Raw genomic sequence first — 13,568 nt, 5'->3', positions numbered from 1 at the left:
GGATAGCGGGTGGGTGGGCTGGGATAACTTTGCCGAAATGTTTGACGATCGGCGCTTTTTTAAAGCACTCGGTCACACGCTGAACTGGACGCTCAGCTCACTGCTGTTGCAGTTTATCTTCGGTCTGGCGTTAGCGCTGTTGCTCAACCGCGAATTTCGTTTTCGTCGCTGGGTGCAGGCGCTGGTGTTTCTGCCCTGGGCGGTGCCCGCCTTTCTATCTGGCCTGACCTGGTCCTGGCTGCTTAACCCGGTGGTTGGCCCGTTGCCACAGTGGCTGAGCGATCTCGGATTACTGAGCGAGCCATACAATATCTTGTCCGATCCTCAGTTGGCCATGTGGGGACCGATCATTGCTAACGTCTGGTTTGGTATTCCGTTTTTTGCCATTACCCTGCTGGCCGCTTTGCAATCCATCCCGAAAGATCTGTATGAAGCGGCTTCGATTGACGGTGCCAGCGGCTGGCAACAATTCTGTCGCGTCACGCTGCCCTTCCTGGCACCGATGATCGCCATCACCGTGATGCTACGTACCATCTGGATCGCCAACTTCGCCGATCTGATCGTGGTGATGACCGACGGTGGCCCCGCCGGATCCACCTCGATTCTCTCCAGCTACATCTTCACCACCGCCTATCGCAAACTCGATTTTGGCTATGCCTCGGCAATGGCGGTGTTTCTGTTACTGCTGATGACCTGCTACGCGCTGGTTCTGCTGCGCATTCGTCATCAACTGTTGAAATAAGGAGGCGAAATGAAACTGTTACCGATGATTGGTCACCGCGTGAGTATTGGCCTCTACCTGCTGTTTGCCCTGTTTCCGCTTTACTGGATCATTAAGATTTCAGTCACACCGGATCAGCTGCTGTTCAGCCAGGGCGTGACACTGTTGCCGGGCGGCTTCACTTTAGGCCACTTTCAAAAAGTGCTCACCGACAGTGATTTCCCCACCTTCTTCAGCAATAGTCTGATCGTCTCTTTCAGCACCGCTTTCCTGACCACGCTGATTGCTGCTGGTGCCGGCTATGCATTTTCGCGTTTTCACTTTCGCGGCAAGATGGTGATGGCGGCGCTGCTGTTGTTCACGCAGATGTTCCCCTTGGTGATGATCATCGCCCCGATTTATCGCGTGATGGCCCCGCTCGGCCTGACCAACAGTCTTCTGGGTCTGGTGCTGATTTACACCGCCTTTAACGTCCCGTTTGCCACCTTTTTGATGCAGTCATTCTTTGATGCCATCCCCAAAGATCTGGAAGAGTCTGCGATGCTGGAGGGCTGCACACGTTTTCAGGCGCTGTATCGGGTACTGGTTCCGCTGACGTTACCGGGAATGGCGGCAACGCTCGGCTTCGTGTTTACCGCCGCATGGAGCGAACTGCTGTTCTCGCTGATGCTGATCAACAAAAACGAAGTGATGACCTTCCCGGTGGGTTTACTCAGCTTCGTCTCCAAATTTGCCGTTTCATGGGGTGAAATGATGGCAGCCGCCGTAATGGCGCTGATTCCTGCCTGTCTGTTCTTCGCCTTTATTCAACGATATCTGGTTCAGGGTCTGACCGCTGGCGCGGTTAAGGGGTAAACATGGCAGAAATTACACTGGCGCAGATCGACAAACGCTACGGCAATGTTGAAGTCCTGCGCGATATCAACCTCACGATTAAAGATGGTGAGTTCGTGGTGTTGGTCGGGCCGTCCGGCTGTGGCAAATCCACCTTACTGCGCACCATTGCGGGTCTGGAACTGGCGAGTAGCGGCGATCTCCGCATCGGAAAACGACTGATGAATGATGTCGCCCCGAAAGATCGTGATATCTCAATGGTGTTTCAGAGTTATGCGCTCTACCCGCACCTGACGGTGGCACGCAACATGGGCTTTAGCCTCGAAATCCAGAAACGTCCGCGTGCGGAGATTGAGGAGAAAGTGAAGCGAGCGGCGGATATCCTTAATCTTTCACATCTTCTGGATCGTCGTCCCAAAGAACTGTCCGGCGGCCAGCGCCAGCGAGTGGCGATGGGACGCGCGATCGTGCGCCAGCCGCAGGTCTTTCTGTTTGATGAACCGCTCTCCAATCTGGATGCACAACTGCGCGGCAAGATGCGCGTCGAGATTAAACGCCTGCATCAGCAGATGAACAACACTATCGTGTATGTCACGCATGATCAGGTTGAGGCGATGACGCTGGCCGACCGGATTGTGGTGCTGAACCACGGAGTTATCCAACAAGTCGGCACACCACTGGAACTGTATGACACGCCAGCCAACAAGTTTGTCGCCAGCTTTATCGGTTCACCGTCCATGAACTTTATCAATGGCGTTGTCACAACAAACGGCGTACGCATCGGCGACAGCGCGCTGTTGCCCGCTAACCCGGCATGGGCCAATCAGTCTGAAGGTCGTGAAGTCATTTATGGCATCAGACCTGAAAACATAGCGCTGGCTTCAGCAGGTTCTCCACACGCGCTGCCACTGGAGGTTTCTCTCGTCGAACCCACCGGTTTATCCGAGCTCATCCACGGCAACTTATTCGGGCATGAGGTGATGCTGTTTACCACCCAACGTTCCGGTGCCGCAGCAGGCGATATGATTGCCGTTGAAGTGGATTATGCGCGTGCGATGCTGTTCGATGCCGCGTCACAAAAGCGTTTGTAACCGCCGCCGTGTTGCTTTAGTGGCAATGCGGCGTTGCCAGGATACCTTTACCCGGCAACGCGCACGGGTGATAGCCTTGAAGCGAGAACATTCGCGAACGAAACAGGGTTAAGGAGCGTTATGAGCATTATCAATCCCGCCGGTTTGAAGGCGCGCAGCTATTACAATCACGTCAAAATTCGTCCCGGAACGCCGGTATTCCCGACCGGGCAAGTCGCGTGGGATGAAGAAGGAAACGTGGTCGGCATTGGAGATATGCAGCAGCAGGTCGAGCAAGTGTATGCCAATATCGATTGTTTGCTGGAGGGGCTGGGTGCACAGCGTGACTGGATTGTGCGCACCACCACTTATGTCACCGACCTGGCGCTGGTGCCGCATATTCATCCGGTACGCCAGCGCTTCTTTGAAGGACTTGAGTTACCTGCCAGCACGCTGTTTCAGATCTCTGCGCTCGCCGAACCGGAATTGCTGTTGGAAATTGATGTGGTAATTATGTTGCCCTGAACATAACGGGAGGCAATTGCCCTCCCGTTCTTTAAGTTACAGCGCTGAGAGTTGATGGAACCCACGGTCGTGATACAACAGCGGTTGCCCATCGCTGTTGGGGTGCGCCACGTGGGTCACCTCACCAAGAAATATCGCGTGCGTATGCCAGTCTACGGTATTAACTAATTTGCAGCTAAAGGCCACCAGCGCATCCGCCGCCACTGGCGAACCTTCAGCGCCGCAGGCGGTGGCGCAACGATATCATTGATTACCTACTGTCACTGCTGAAGCCAGAGTGGAATCCGCCAGATCCCCTGCTGACCATGGGCGTGAACTTCACGCTGCGCCGCCTGTTTGAATGAATTAATCCCAGCCGGCACATTGCTATCATTTAAAACGATGATCCTGTCTGCCGTCGCAACGGTGCTTTCTCGGGGCGAAATAATGACGCGAGTGATGGCGTCAAGTATAAAAACTCCACTAACTCTCTGGCTTCGCAGGAATGGCATATAAAACAGACTATCCGGGGCTGCGGGCATTTAGTGATGATGCCTGCCATAAAAGATGGTAGTTCCCTTTCCAAAGTCAGTTTCTGATAATAAATCAGCAAGATGTTTAAAAAGGGGCGAGTTAAAGGTGCAGCGGATTACACCCATGTTGTTAACAGTGGCCTGGTTGATGCCGCTATTAAGGACCTTTCAGCGATAGCAATAATAGATAAATGTGAACTGAATCGATTAATCTAACACATTAAAATCAACTCTCAATTATTTGACGAGCAGAAGCCTCCCCAATGCAAATTCATGATGTTCTTACCCTTACCATCGCCTCGGTCTGCGCACTTTTTATGACCAATGGCATTGCGGCTTTTCGCACCATCCTTAACTCCACTGATGACGAACAACGCGAAAAAATCCAAGTAGGTCAATTTGAGATGACCATGCGCCGCTATATGACAGGTGAAGGTGTGGGATATATTCTCACATCTGCTTTAAGCATCATGGGATGGGTAATGTACATTGCGGGTTAAACAGCGTTTTTAATCAGTACCCTAAAGCAGCTGAGGACTTGAATTTCTAGACCGAACATGCCGGTCATGTCTCATGCCTGTGGAGATACAGGACAGTGGTTCTACCATGAAAGCGGTATCAGCACCCTAAGACGACTTTACTTTAATGCAGCATCGCTCCACAAACGACCTGTCCTTCCTGATTATCAGGATAAAGAGCCGCGCGTAGGACGAAATCGTTACCATGCCGTTTAGCGCATTGGCGCAATCCTGCAAAACCTATGACGAATACGGCGAGCGCATTGCCAGCGCGAACAGTGGCAACATTGAGCTCGTGGCAATTGTCTTGATTGGCCCTTAAGAAAAAATCACCAGCCTTACAGGTAATTTTAAGCTTTATCGCTAAATATCCTGACCTGCGGCAAACCATGCGGGCGGGTGCCCCACATAACGGGTGAAGGCCACACTAAACGCGCTGGCGGAACGATAGCCGACGCGTTCTGCGACATCCGCTACCGCCATATTTTTGCCACGCAGTAAATTTTTGGCCAAAGCCATGCGCCAGGTGAGCAGATAAACCATCGGCGCTACGCCCACTGCTGCGCGGAAACGCACAAAGAATGCCGAACGGGATAGCGCGGAAACTTTGGCTAATTGCGCCACAGTCCAGGGATGCGCCGGGTTGGCGTGAATGTCGCGGATGGCCGCCGCCAGACGTTCGTCGGCTAAACCACTCATCACGCCAGGGTAAGCATGACAGATTGGCATCGAACGCAGCGCCTCAATCAGTAGCAGTTCCAGCAGGCGTTCCAGTACCACATGGCGAGCAGGACGCTGCGCACGACACTCATCCATCACCAGTTGTACCAGTGTGGTCAGCCGTGACTCCCCACGAATATGAATAAATTGGGGTAACAGCGAGACGATCAATCCCGCGTCAGGCGCACCAAACTGGCAATAGCCAATCAGCGTTTGCACTTCGGCAGGCTTCTGCTGATCGCCAATCCAGAATTCACCGGGGCTAAGCATTTCGGGTAGTGTTTCAGGCGCATCGTCATCGGGTGGCTCGGCACTGCTCATGCAGAACTCCCACGCCGCTGGGATCAGGACAAAATCGCCCTGCTCAAGTGAGAGGGGTTCATGCCCTTTCATCTTCAATTGACTGCGCCCAGCCAGTACCAGGCAGTAAAACGGCTGTCCGGTTTCACTGCGATTGACGCGCCAGCGACCATTGGCGCGTGCTCGTTTGGAAAAGGCCGCCTGAGGTTGCAGCAGCGACACTATCTCAGCAAGGGGATCGATCATTATGGACTCCTGCGAATGAAATATGGACTTTGCATTGTAGTGAGTCCATCTCGCTGACTCTATAGTGAGCATCTACCCAATGCAATGCAGGAGTGAAAGATGAAAACGATCCTTATCACCGGCTGTTCTTCTGGCTTCGGACACGCCACCGCGATCTATTTCCTGGAACGCGGCTGGAAGGTGATTGCCACTATGCGTCATCCTCGCCCCGAGCTATTCCCGACTTCGGAAAATTTACGTTTATTGCCGCTGGACGTCTCTAATGCAGAAAGCATCAAACGGGCAATCGCTGACGCAGGCGAAATCGACGTGCTGGTGAACAACGCCGGAATAGGCGTGCTGACCTCCCTGGAAGGCATGCCGATGTCCACGGTACGCGAAGTGTTTGAGACTAACACGCTGGGCACCATCGCCATGACGCAGGCGGTGCTGCCTCAGTTCCGCGCCAAACGCGGCGGTACCGTGATCAATGTGACCTCAACCGTGACGCTGAAATCCCTGCCGCTGCTGGCGGTGTATACCGGCAGCAAAGCCGCAGTCAATGCGTTCACTGAATCACTGGCGCTGGAGTTGAAGCCGTTTAATGTTAATGTGCGGCTGGTGTTGCCGGGCCTGGCGCCCACCACCGATTTCGGCAAGAACGCCATGCCGCGCATGGAGCAAACCTTCCTCGACGCCTACCAACCGATGCTGGATGGGATTATGGCGGGCATGCACCAACCGCAGCCCACCACCAAAGCCGAAGATGTCGCCGCCGCGATATGGCAAGCGGCAACCGATCCCAACGCACCGATGCGCATTCCTGCCGGGGAAGATGCGGTGGCTTTGGCCAACCAGACAACCTAAGCATAAGAACCAGGCAAATAGCCTGGTTCCTTTCGAGGTTAACGGTTATGTTGTTTGACTCCGCTGTTAGCCTTGAAGAATGATGGATGCAGATACACTGTCTGGCCCAGATGTCACATTTCCATGATGAAATTGCTGACATGCTACACCGCGAATGGTCCGAGCTACCTAACTGGCATGACCGCGATGTGATCCGCCAGCGGCTGCAATCACGCAATGCCGCTGATGCCCAAACGATGACGCTGTTTGCCACCACGCACGAGGGCGAATTGATGGCCACCGCCAGCATCATCCATTACGAATTGAGTGACATCCCCGAGCGTGAATTTTGGCTGGGTGAAGTGATCACCGCTCGCGAACATCGCGGCAAAGGGTTGGCCAGTGCATTAGTGACCCGCCTGATTGCCGAAGCGCGAGCAAAATCGATCCCTGCACTTTGGCTCTATACACCTGACCAACAGGCCTTGTATCGCCGCTTTGGCTGGCAGGACGTGGAACAGCGAAATATCGCCGATGAGGACGTCACGGTGATGGTGTTAACTGGATTAAGGAGCAATCGATGTTAATACGCAAAAATTACCCGGAACTGGGCGAAGTGAAAGCGCCATATGTGCACGCGGTGAAGCATGGCGACACCTTATATGTTTCAGGTTTAACAGCCTTTGCCACACCCGCGCAGCAAGGCGATATTGCCTCACAGGCTGAGGCTATCTTTCAGCAGCTGCACCTGATTGCGGCTTCCGAAAATACCTCGCTGAGCCATCTGATTAAAGTGACCATTTTCATCACCTCCTTTGCCCAGATTAATGATCTGCGGGCCGTACTCTTTAAGCATTATGGCGAGCATCTACCCGCCAGTTCGCTGGTGCAAATTAGCCAGCTGTTCTCACCGGATCTGAAGGTTGAGATTGAGGCGATTATCGCGCTGTAACCTGTGCGAGATGTTGCAACGCAGCTAAGCCATCGCGAGCAATCCATGTGCGCAGCGGCGCGAACAGCGGCTGCGGCAAGGCTTCAGGTGCAAACCACTGCCAGCCTTCGCACTTTTCCGGCTCCATCAACTGCGGTTCCCCCTGCGGGTGATGTGCCACCAGCAGCAAGGTGATGTAGTGCTTGTTGGCCTCAGGGAACACATCACTGGTGAATGCGCCGTTTTGCAATTCGGTCAGGGTTAATCCGGTTTCTTCAAGCACTTCACGTCGTGCGCAGTCATCCGGAGATTCACCAAATTCCAGATGCCCGCCCGGTGCTGACCAATTCCCTGCACCGTGGCTGCCCTTGCGGCGGCCCAGTAACAGTTTTCCTTCACGGAAAATCAATACCCCTACACCCACTTGTGGTGACATAAAAGCTCCTGATTGTGTTAATCGCTCGCAATGGTATGCGCTGCCTTGTACCTTCTGCAAGCAGACAAGCCCGGTTATCGCTGGGGTTTAAAACGCAATGCCATCGCCATCAAAACCACCATCCCGACGCTCATAATGGCCCATGCGCTATCCAGTGAGTCGGCACGATCGCGGACAATACCGGCCATCAAGGGCATCAGCGCGGCCAGTAAATAGCCGCCGCCTTGCACAAAGGATAACAATCCCGCCGCCTCTTCCGGAGAATGCGCATGGTCAAGCGTCACGATCAGTGATAGCGGAAACAGCGCACCAATCCCCAATCCGAGTAGCACCGTGGGCAACCAGGCCAGCGCGCCGCCCAGCCATATCAGGCTGATTAATCCCAGCAGCAAGAAGGTCAGCACCAGCAACAGCGGAAAACGGCGGTCACGGAAGCGATGAATCAAGCCCGACACGATAAAGCCCGCCACCACTTCCGTTAGCGTCAGTGCACCGAGCACATAGCCGCTGTGCTGCGGCGTCCAACCATGCTGCATATAAAACGGCGGCAACCAGGCCAGCACCAGCGTGTAAGCCCCTGTACCAATTCCGAAGAACACCATAAGCAACCCACTACGGCGTGTTCGTACGGGTTTAACGCGCTGAGTATTCGCAGCAGAAACGCTATGGCGAAACGTGATTAACCACAGTAGTACCGCAACAATCGCGGGCACAACGGGTATGGCAAGCGCCATGCCCAACCCCTGCGCATCCGCCAACGGGGCGGCCGTTGCGGCTGCCAGCGCTGCGCCCGCCATAATTCCGGTAGTAAACAGTGCCATTAGCGTGCCGGCCTGTGCAGCAAAGTGCCGTTTAATCAGCGCTGGCATCAATGCCTGGATTAAGCCTATGCCAATGCCCGCCACCAGCGCACTGGCAATCAGCATCTCAGCTGTTGGGACAGCACCGCGTACAAGGCAAGCTAACGCCAAAAGAATCAAACCGGCGGCGATGCCGCGAACCTCACCAACGCAACGCAGCAACCACGGCCCCGCCAGGGCAGACAACCCCATCATCACCACCGGCAAGGTGGTGAGTAAACTGAGTTGCGTGGCGTTGAGGTGGGATTCGCGTTGCAGTATCGGAAACAGCGGTCCGATGGCGGCCATGATCGGGCGTAAATTCATTGCGATGATGAAAACCAGTAAAGCAAACATGCCTAAAGCAGGTAAGGTACGAGTCACTTTGCATCTCCATGTGCGTCGAAAGTATCTTAACGTTAAGATACTTTGCGGCATTTCGATAGAGGGATGCGCACTAAGCAACACATTCGAGGGTAAATATGACCGACCACGTTGATTTTGTTATCGAGCAGTGGGCCAACGCCATGCCTGAGTTGGATGCCTCGTCAATGGCGATATTTGGCCGCATGTTGCGCATCATGAAGCACCTCGCCACCCGGCGCGCGGAGGCACTGGCTCCTTTCCATTTTCGCGATGGGGAGTTTGATGTGCTCGCTACGTTGCGTCGTGCGGGCCCTCCCTATTGCCTTTCACCCACGCAGTTGTACAAATCGCTGCTGATTACTTCTGGCGCAATGACTAATCGGCTCAATCGTCTTGAGGAGGTGGGATCCATTGAGCGCGTGGCCGACCCTGAGGATAAGCGCAGTATGCTGGTCGCCTTAACCGATGCCGGACGTGAAAAGATTGAGCAAGCCCTGCTGGTGCATACAGAGACTCAACGTGATCTGCTCGCGATGTTGAGTGTTGATCAGCAACAGCAGCTGCAGTCTTTACTCAGCCAACTGATGCAGGCATCCGAAGCCCAGCGGTAAGCATTTCGTCGGAGGATGTGTCAAAATATGAATTAATTCAGTACGCTTTCCGCTATGTTAGCGCTTCTGCTACGCCCTTTGATGGAATTAATGATGAGCACCAAATACGCCCCTTCGCAGATTTTTCTCCACTGGCTGACCTTCTTGCTGGTCGTCACGGCCTATTGCACCATGGAATTTCGCGGATTAGCGACGCGCGGATCCTGGCAGGGCTTTGCCATGATCATTGGTCATTTCAGCGCAGGGAGTTGTGTGCTGGTGCTGATGCTGTCACGCGTCATTCTGCGCTTTCGTCATCGCAGCCCGGCGATAGTCCCTAAACCGCCACACTGGCAAACCGGCCTGGCGCACCTCATGCACCTGGCGATCTACCTGTTCTTTATTGTGTTGCCGATTCTCGGCATTTTGTCGCGCTTCTATATGGGCCGCACCTGGTGGATTTTTGGTATTCCGATGCCGGTGAGCGGCGATCCCGATCCTGATTTTGCTGACAGCATTGCAGACTGGCATGAAACACTCGCCCCTTACGGCTACTGGCTGATTGGTATTCATGCCATTGCGGCACTGGCGCATCATTATTTATTCAAAGACAACACCTTACTGCGCATGATGCCGTCTCGTCGTTCACGCTAATCCTGCTTTCTGCGCCCGGTAATCGCACTGGCCGGGCGTCCAATAAACGTTGTTTTTAAAATCGTTAATTTTTTAATGATTCATTAGGATCATTCGTGTTTTTAGTATTATCTCTTCTCAAATGTCGCCATGATCTTTGATTTCTATATCTGCGAATCTTGGCAAAAACCATCCTTCTTACATCATAAGTCACTAATATGACGACTGCATGCCTAAACATAGAATACAAAATAACTCCGATTAAGAATGTCAGACCACCAAAGAACCATCTTTGTTTTTTTATAAGTTTGCTTATGTAAATCTTATCCTTTTCTTTATTAAATGAACTGCAGATAACCTCGACTGTTTTGGATGGTAGTGTGCTTCGAATTGATTTTTGATTTTCACAATCTTTTGGGGTAAAACCCCAATCCCCTTTACCAAAAAAATCATATTCTTCAGCTCCTTGTTCATTGAACCAAAACCACCCAGTATTATTTATGTTGATCAGACCCGCAGGCTTTATTGCTACAATTGCACTTCCAAATGACGAAGTGAAAACTAACAATATAATGGCAAATAAGATTGTCAGATATCGCCAGGAATACTTAGTAATTTTCAAATTATCCATATTTAGGTTATTTTTAAGCTTGCCAATGATTTTAAAATCAAGCTCATATTTCTTTATCCATTTTTCAAATGATTTCTTTTGAGAAATGGATATCGCTCGAGTATTAAAAAGGAAATTAAACTGCTCAATGCTATTTATTTCATTTATGAGGTCTTTTTTGTTCTGAAGTGCAGCGCCAAACAAAAATTTATGAAACCTATAGGCTAATGAAAAACCTGAGCCCGCCTTCCTTTTGAAAAAATAAAGCATAAAAATCAATATGATAGAGAAAAACAATATAAATAATGTTTTATTTTCAAGCAAGTCAGATAGATAACTAAATATTGAATCAAAAGAGAATTTCATTTTTTAGCCTTAATATTATAACTAACAATTACAATCATAAGTCAATTAACGTTCATGAGAAATTTGAAAACAATATGATGCATCACGCTCATTGTTTCTTTCTATTACGTTGTAATCATACCAACCCATAAATTCAATACCATATTTCAGTCCTTTCAAAACCAGCCGAGCATGGTTTATCAATAGACATTGTCATTTTATAGCTTGCATTACCATTCTCTTCTGCGCCCGGTAATCGCACTGGCCGGGCGTCCAAAATAGCGTTGAAACGCGACGCTAAAATTGCGCGGATGTTGATATCCCACTTGCCATGCCGCCTGAGCCACCTGAAATCCCTGTTCCAGCAAGCGATGCGCGTGCTCCATGCGCATCTGCAACAACATCGCGCCAGGCGTGCAGTGAAAATGCTGCTGGAACCCTGTTTTCAACTGGTAGTCACTTAACCCTGCCGCCAGCGCCAGCGCACTCAGCGAGGAAGCATCAGCCAGATGATTGCGCATCCAGTCGCGTGCCTGTTCCAGCCGTTCAACCATTTGAGGATGTAGCTTGTGCTGAGTAGTAGTGGGTTGAAGCTGATGACGATGCAACGCCAACAGGCTGAGCGCCTGAATTTCCAGTAACAACGGATCCTCATGCACCTGGCTGAGTTGCGCCGCGGTGGCGTGGCCGAAACGGCTAAAAAGGTGGCGCTTAAGCTGAGGCTGCAACAATCCTTCTGCAGCCTGTTCGCCAAAATAGTGGCGCACATTCGCCGCACTGAGAATCAGGCGCACCTGTTGCACCCGCTCACCCGCGCGATACAAACGCTCGCCCTGGCTGGCCTTAAAACTGGTCACGGTGAGATGCCCGGCGCTGAAAGCGATCTCACGTCCGTTGCTTTCCCGAAAGCGCGATTCTCCCTGCACACCAAAAGTCAGCACCAGCTGTGGCTGCTCGTTAGACGGTTTTGAAGACTCGCAGAGTGCCTGCACGGGCCAGTAATCCGATTGCACCATGCGCATCTCTCGCGACAGTTGATGCTGGCGCACACGCATTTCACCAGGCTTTTGCATCCTTTCTCCTTTCGCAGAGTTAAATCACCGTCTCGCAGACAAATGAGAATAAATTGCATTTACGCCAAAGGCTAGTCTGATGTTCACGTTACCTGTTCAGGAGATTGCTATGCGTTCACCGCTTCCTACCCTCGATCATCTGCTGGCTCAGCACGCCCTCAACGGCGCGGTGGCATTGGCATTTGAACACCGCTTGTTTGATTTTCTGGCGTTACCTGCCACCGCTGCGCAAGTCGCTCAACATTATGACTGGCAGCCGCATCAGACCTATCATCTGTTACGCCTGTTATGGAGTACCGAACTGCTCACGCATGAAGCTGACTGCTTTGTGCTGGCACCCGATGTGCACACTTATCTGTGTCACGACAGTCGCCGCTATATCGGTGACGCCTGGCGCTATCGTCATCAGGTGTTACAGCAGTTCGCTCAGCGGATGCCACAACTGCTGACGCAGGCGGAATCCGGCTGGCAGGATCCTTTGCAGATCGACACCGCGTGGGCGGATGCCGCCTTGCATCAAATCGCCCAGGAACAGCGTGCGCTGAGCGCGGACACCACCTGCGCAATCGCTGATACCCTGGCAGATTTTCAGCGTCCGGCGCTACTGTTGGATATGGGTGGCGGTCCGGGGTTGATCAGCATTGCGTTAGCGCAACGCTTTCCGCAGCTTTCGGTGATCGTGCTTGACCTGCCTCAAACCTCCACCGTTGCACAGCGCAATATCGAAAAAGCCGGCCTGAGCGATCGCTGTTGCGCGCTGGCGAAATTGCCTGAAGGGCGTCAGGTGGACATTATCTGGAGTTCATCGTTTCTTTACTTTATGGCGGACAGACAGGCGATGCTGCGCGAGTGGTTCACACGCTTAAAGCCAGGCGGATTGCTGCTCAGCGCCCATGCAGAAGTCCCTGAGCAGCCAGAGGAAGCACGGCAGGTACTGCCATTTTTTACCCCGTTAATGATGCGAGGTTACAACGTCACGAATGAGGGTGTGCTGTGCGAGGAATTGCGGCAGGCAGGATTTGATATTGAGCGCGTCCAGCGGATGCAATCGTTCCCGATGTCACCGCTCAATGTCATCCTGGCGCGAAAGCCTAAAACGTTAAGCTAAAGCTCTCATCCAGCAGTGCAATGATCTCGCTATCCGGCAAGCCATTTTCCAGCGTCAGGCTGATCCAGTGCTCTTTGTTCATGTGATAAGCCGGATAGACGCCGTGCTGCTGGCGCAGTGAACCGGCGAGTTCGGGACGGGTTTTGATATTCATCACCTGAACCACCGGGCCTGCGTCCAATCCGAGTTTGTGGCTCTCCAGTGGGAACACCAGCGCAAACCATTTACGATGGCGAGGGTGCCGCAGTACCGCGTATTCACTGTGTTTTTTCCACGGATAGTCGGGTTCAATTTGGTAGGTTTGGCTGATGTGTTCGAACAGTTGCTGGCGATTCATGAGGGTTCCCGATGTGTGGAAGTCATTGT

General features: G+C 52.4%; 17 protein-coding genes and 2 pseudogenes. 12 read left to right on the top strand and 7 right to left on the bottom strand.

The features are described from left to right. From FD737_RS21205 to FD737_RS21190, 4 genes are all read left to right on the top strand, one after another. Nucleotides 1-742 (top strand): carbohydrate ABC transporter permease (locus FD737_RS21205; RefSeq protein ID WP_160834517.1); only part of this gene is annotated, 742 nt, incomplete at its 5' end. Nucleotides 743-751: 9 nt separating this feature from the next. Continuing rightward, nucleotides 752-1,576: a carbohydrate ABC transporter permease gene (locus tag FD737_RS21200; RefSeq protein WP_160834516.1), complete on the top strand. Its 825-nt coding sequence runs from the start codon at nt 752-754 to the stop codon at nt 1,574-1,576. A 2-nt stretch (nt 1,577-1,578) separates the two neighbouring features. Then, nucleotides 1,579-2,646: an ABC transporter ATP-binding protein gene (locus FD737_RS21195; protein ID WP_160834515.1), complete on the top strand. Its 1,068-nt coding sequence runs from the start codon at nt 1,579-1,581 to the stop codon at nt 2,644-2,646. 120 nt (nt 2,647-2,766) lie between these two features. Continuing rightward, complete coding sequence (locus tag FD737_RS21190) at nt 2,767-3,150, top strand: RidA family protein (RefSeq protein WP_160834514.1); 384 nt, start codon at nt 2,767-2,769, stop codon at nt 3,148-3,150. Between the two features lie 36 nt (nt 3,151-3,186). Here FD737_RS21190 and FD737_RS21185 read toward each other — a convergent pair. Beyond that, nucleotides 3,187-3,360: pseudogene (locus FD737_RS21185) on the bottom strand (flavin reductase family protein); the annotation flags it as partial. Nucleotides 3,361-3,925: 565 nt separating this feature from the next. Between FD737_RS21185 and FD737_RS21180 the strand changes: the two are divergent. Beyond that, nucleotides 3,926-4,162, top strand: coding sequence for a hypothetical protein (locus FD737_RS21180; RefSeq protein ID WP_097117877.1), 237 nt, complete (start codon nt 3,926-3,928; stop codon nt 4,160-4,162). A gap of 208 nt (nt 4,163-4,370) precedes the next feature. Beyond that, nucleotides 4,371-4,502: pseudogene (locus FD737_RS21175) on the top strand (DUF2000 family protein); the annotation flags it as partial. A 41-nt stretch (nt 4,503-4,543) separates the two neighbouring features. On the opposite strand, the gene FD737_RS21170 reads toward FD737_RS21175, so the two are convergent. After that, nucleotides 4,544-5,446, bottom strand: a complete 903-nt coding sequence (locus FD737_RS21170) for an AraC family transcriptional regulator (protein WP_160834512.1) — start codon at nt 5,444-5,446, stop codon at nt 4,544-4,546. Between the two features lie 99 nt (nt 5,447-5,545). Between FD737_RS21170 and FD737_RS21165 the strand changes: the two genes are divergently transcribed. From FD737_RS21165 to FD737_RS21155, 3 genes are all read left to right on the top strand, one after another. Then, nucleotides 5,546-6,292: an SDR family oxidoreductase gene (locus tag FD737_RS21165; protein ID WP_160834511.1), complete on the top strand. Its 747-nt coding sequence runs from the start codon at nt 5,546-5,548 to the stop codon at nt 6,290-6,292. Between the two features lie 86 nt (nt 6,293-6,378). Next, nucleotides 6,379-6,858 (top strand): GNAT family N-acetyltransferase, encoded by a 480-nt coding sequence (locus FD737_RS21160; protein WP_160834510.1) that lies wholly within the window; start codon nt 6,379-6,381, stop codon nt 6,856-6,858. Continuing rightward, the gene (locus FD737_RS21155) at nt 6,852-7,223 is read left to right on the top strand and encodes a RidA family protein (RefSeq protein WP_160834509.1); all 372 of its coding nucleotides are present in this window, start codon (nt 6,852-6,854) and stop codon (nt 7,221-7,223) included. Before FD737_RS21160 ends, FD737_RS21155 begins: the two co-directional genes overlap by 7 nt. Here FD737_RS21155 and FD737_RS21150 read toward each other — a convergent pair. Together FD737_RS21150 and FD737_RS21145 are read right to left on the bottom strand one after the other, a co-directional pair. Further along, the gene (locus tag FD737_RS21150; RefSeq protein WP_160834508.1) at nt 7,210-7,638 is read right to left on the bottom strand and encodes an NUDIX hydrolase; all 429 of its coding nucleotides are present in this window, start codon (nt 7,636-7,638) and stop codon (nt 7,210-7,212) included. The two genes, FD737_RS21155 and FD737_RS21150, sit on opposite strands and share 14 nt — an antisense overlap. 74 nt (nt 7,639-7,712) lie before the next feature. Beyond that, nucleotides 7,713-8,861: an MFS transporter gene (locus FD737_RS21145; protein WP_349291532.1), complete on the bottom strand. Its 1,149-nt coding sequence runs from the start codon at nt 8,859-8,861 to the stop codon at nt 7,713-7,715. Nucleotides 8,862-8,959: 98 nt separating this feature from the next. Between FD737_RS21145 and FD737_RS21140 the strand changes: the two genes are divergently transcribed. Together FD737_RS21140 and cybB are read left to right on the top strand one after the other, a co-directional pair. After that, a complete protein-coding gene (locus FD737_RS21140; RefSeq protein ID WP_097117871.1) occupies nt 8,960-9,454 on the top strand; it encodes a MarR family winged helix-turn-helix transcriptional regulator in 495 nt (164 codons plus the stop codon). Nucleotides 9,455-9,547: 93 nt separating this feature from the next. Continuing rightward, nucleotides 9,548-10,087 carry a cytochrome b561 gene (cybB, locus tag FD737_RS21135; protein WP_160834507.1) on the top strand — a complete coding sequence of 180 codons (540 nt, stop codon included), beginning with the start codon at nt 9,548-9,550 and terminating at the stop codon, nt 10,085-10,087. A gap of 64 nt (nt 10,088-10,151) precedes the next feature. Here the strand turns inward: cybB and FD737_RS21130 are convergent, their stop codons facing one another. Together FD737_RS21130 and FD737_RS21125 are read right to left on the bottom strand one after the other, a co-directional pair. After that, nucleotides 10,152-11,042, bottom strand: a complete 891-nt coding sequence (locus FD737_RS21130; RefSeq protein WP_160834506.1) for a DUF6216 family protein — start codon at nt 11,040-11,042, stop codon at nt 10,152-10,154. 209 nt (nt 11,043-11,251) lie between these two features. Beyond that, a complete protein-coding gene (locus tag FD737_RS21125) occupies nt 11,252-12,094 on the bottom strand; it encodes a helix-turn-helix transcriptional regulator (protein WP_160834505.1) in 843 nt (280 codons plus the stop codon). Nucleotides 12,095-12,203: 109 nt separating this feature from the next. On the opposite strand from FD737_RS21125, the gene FD737_RS21120 reads away from it, so the two are divergent. Further along, a complete protein-coding gene (locus FD737_RS21120; RefSeq protein ID WP_160834504.1) occupies nt 12,204-13,202 on the top strand; it encodes a methyltransferase domain-containing protein in 999 nt (332 codons plus the stop codon). On the opposite strand, the gene FD737_RS21115 is transcribed toward FD737_RS21120, so the two are convergent. Next, nucleotides 13,186-13,539: an MmcQ/YjbR family DNA-binding protein gene (locus FD737_RS21115; protein ID WP_160834503.1), complete on the bottom strand. Its 354-nt coding sequence runs from the start codon at nt 13,537-13,539 to the stop codon at nt 13,186-13,188. The two genes, FD737_RS21120 and FD737_RS21115, sit on opposite strands and share 17 nt — an antisense overlap. Nucleotides 13,540-13,568: the final 29 nt, after the last annotated feature.

The sequence above is a fragment of the Pantoea sp. Seng genome (assembly GCF_009829935.1).
In the GTDB taxonomy this organism is placed as follows: Bacteria; Pseudomonadota; Gammaproteobacteria; order Enterobacterales; family Enterobacteriaceae; genus Pantoea; species Pantoea communis.
Note: the sequence above shows the minus strand (reverse complement) of the source record. Positions and strands in the feature narration are given on the sequence as shown.

Bases quoted from the DNA above. Each gene is read 5' to 3' on its own strand.
- FD737_RS21140 (WP_097117871.1), top strand. From the start codon at position 8,960: ATGACCGACCACGTTGATTTTGTTATCGAGCAGTGGGCCAACGCCATG.
- FD737_RS21155 (WP_160834509.1), top strand. From the start codon at position 6,852: ATGTTAATACGCAAAAATTACCCGGAACTGGGCGAAGTGAAAGCGCCA.
- FD737_RS21165 (WP_160834511.1), top strand. From the start codon at position 5,546: ATGAAAACGATCCTTATCACCGGCTGTTCTTCTGGCTTCGGACACGCC.
- FD737_RS21180 (WP_097117877.1), top strand. From the start codon at position 3,926: ATGCAAATTCATGATGTTCTTACCCTTACCATCGCCTCGGTCTGCGCA.
- FD737_RS21130 (WP_160834506.1), bottom strand. From the start codon at position 11,042: ATGAAATTCTCTTTTGATTCAATATTTAGTTATCTATCTGACTTGCTT.
- FD737_RS21125 (WP_160834505.1), bottom strand. From the start codon at position 12,094: ATGCAAAAGCCTGGTGAAATGCGTGTGCGCCAGCATCAACTGTCGCGA.
- FD737_RS21150 (WP_160834508.1), bottom strand. From the start codon at position 7,638: ATGTCACCACAAGTGGGTGTAGGGGTATTGATTTTCCGTGAAGGAAAA.
- FD737_RS21120 (WP_160834504.1), top strand. From the start codon at position 12,204: ATGCGTTCACCGCTTCCTACCCTCGATCATCTGCTGGCTCAGCACGCC.
- FD737_RS21190 (WP_160834514.1), top strand. From the start codon at position 2,767: ATGAGCATTATCAATCCCGCCGGTTTGAAGGCGCGCAGCTATTACAAT.
- FD737_RS21170 (WP_160834512.1), bottom strand. From the start codon at position 5,446: ATGATCGATCCCCTTGCTGAGATAGTGTCGCTGCTGCAACCTCAGGCG.
- FD737_RS21115 (WP_160834503.1), bottom strand. From the start codon at position 13,539: ATGAATCGCCAGCAACTGTTCGAACACATCAGCCAAACCTACCAAATT.
- FD737_RS21160 (WP_160834510.1), top strand. From the start codon at position 6,379: ATGCAGATACACTGTCTGGCCCAGATGTCACATTTCCATGATGAAATT.
- cybB (WP_160834507.1), top strand. From the start codon at position 9,548: ATGAGCACCAAATACGCCCCTTCGCAGATTTTTCTCCACTGGCTGACC.
- FD737_RS21200 (WP_160834516.1), top strand. From the start codon at position 752: ATGAAACTGTTACCGATGATTGGTCACCGCGTGAGTATTGGCCTCTAC.
- FD737_RS21195 (WP_160834515.1), top strand. From the start codon at position 1,579: ATGGCAGAAATTACACTGGCGCAGATCGACAAACGCTACGGCAATGTT.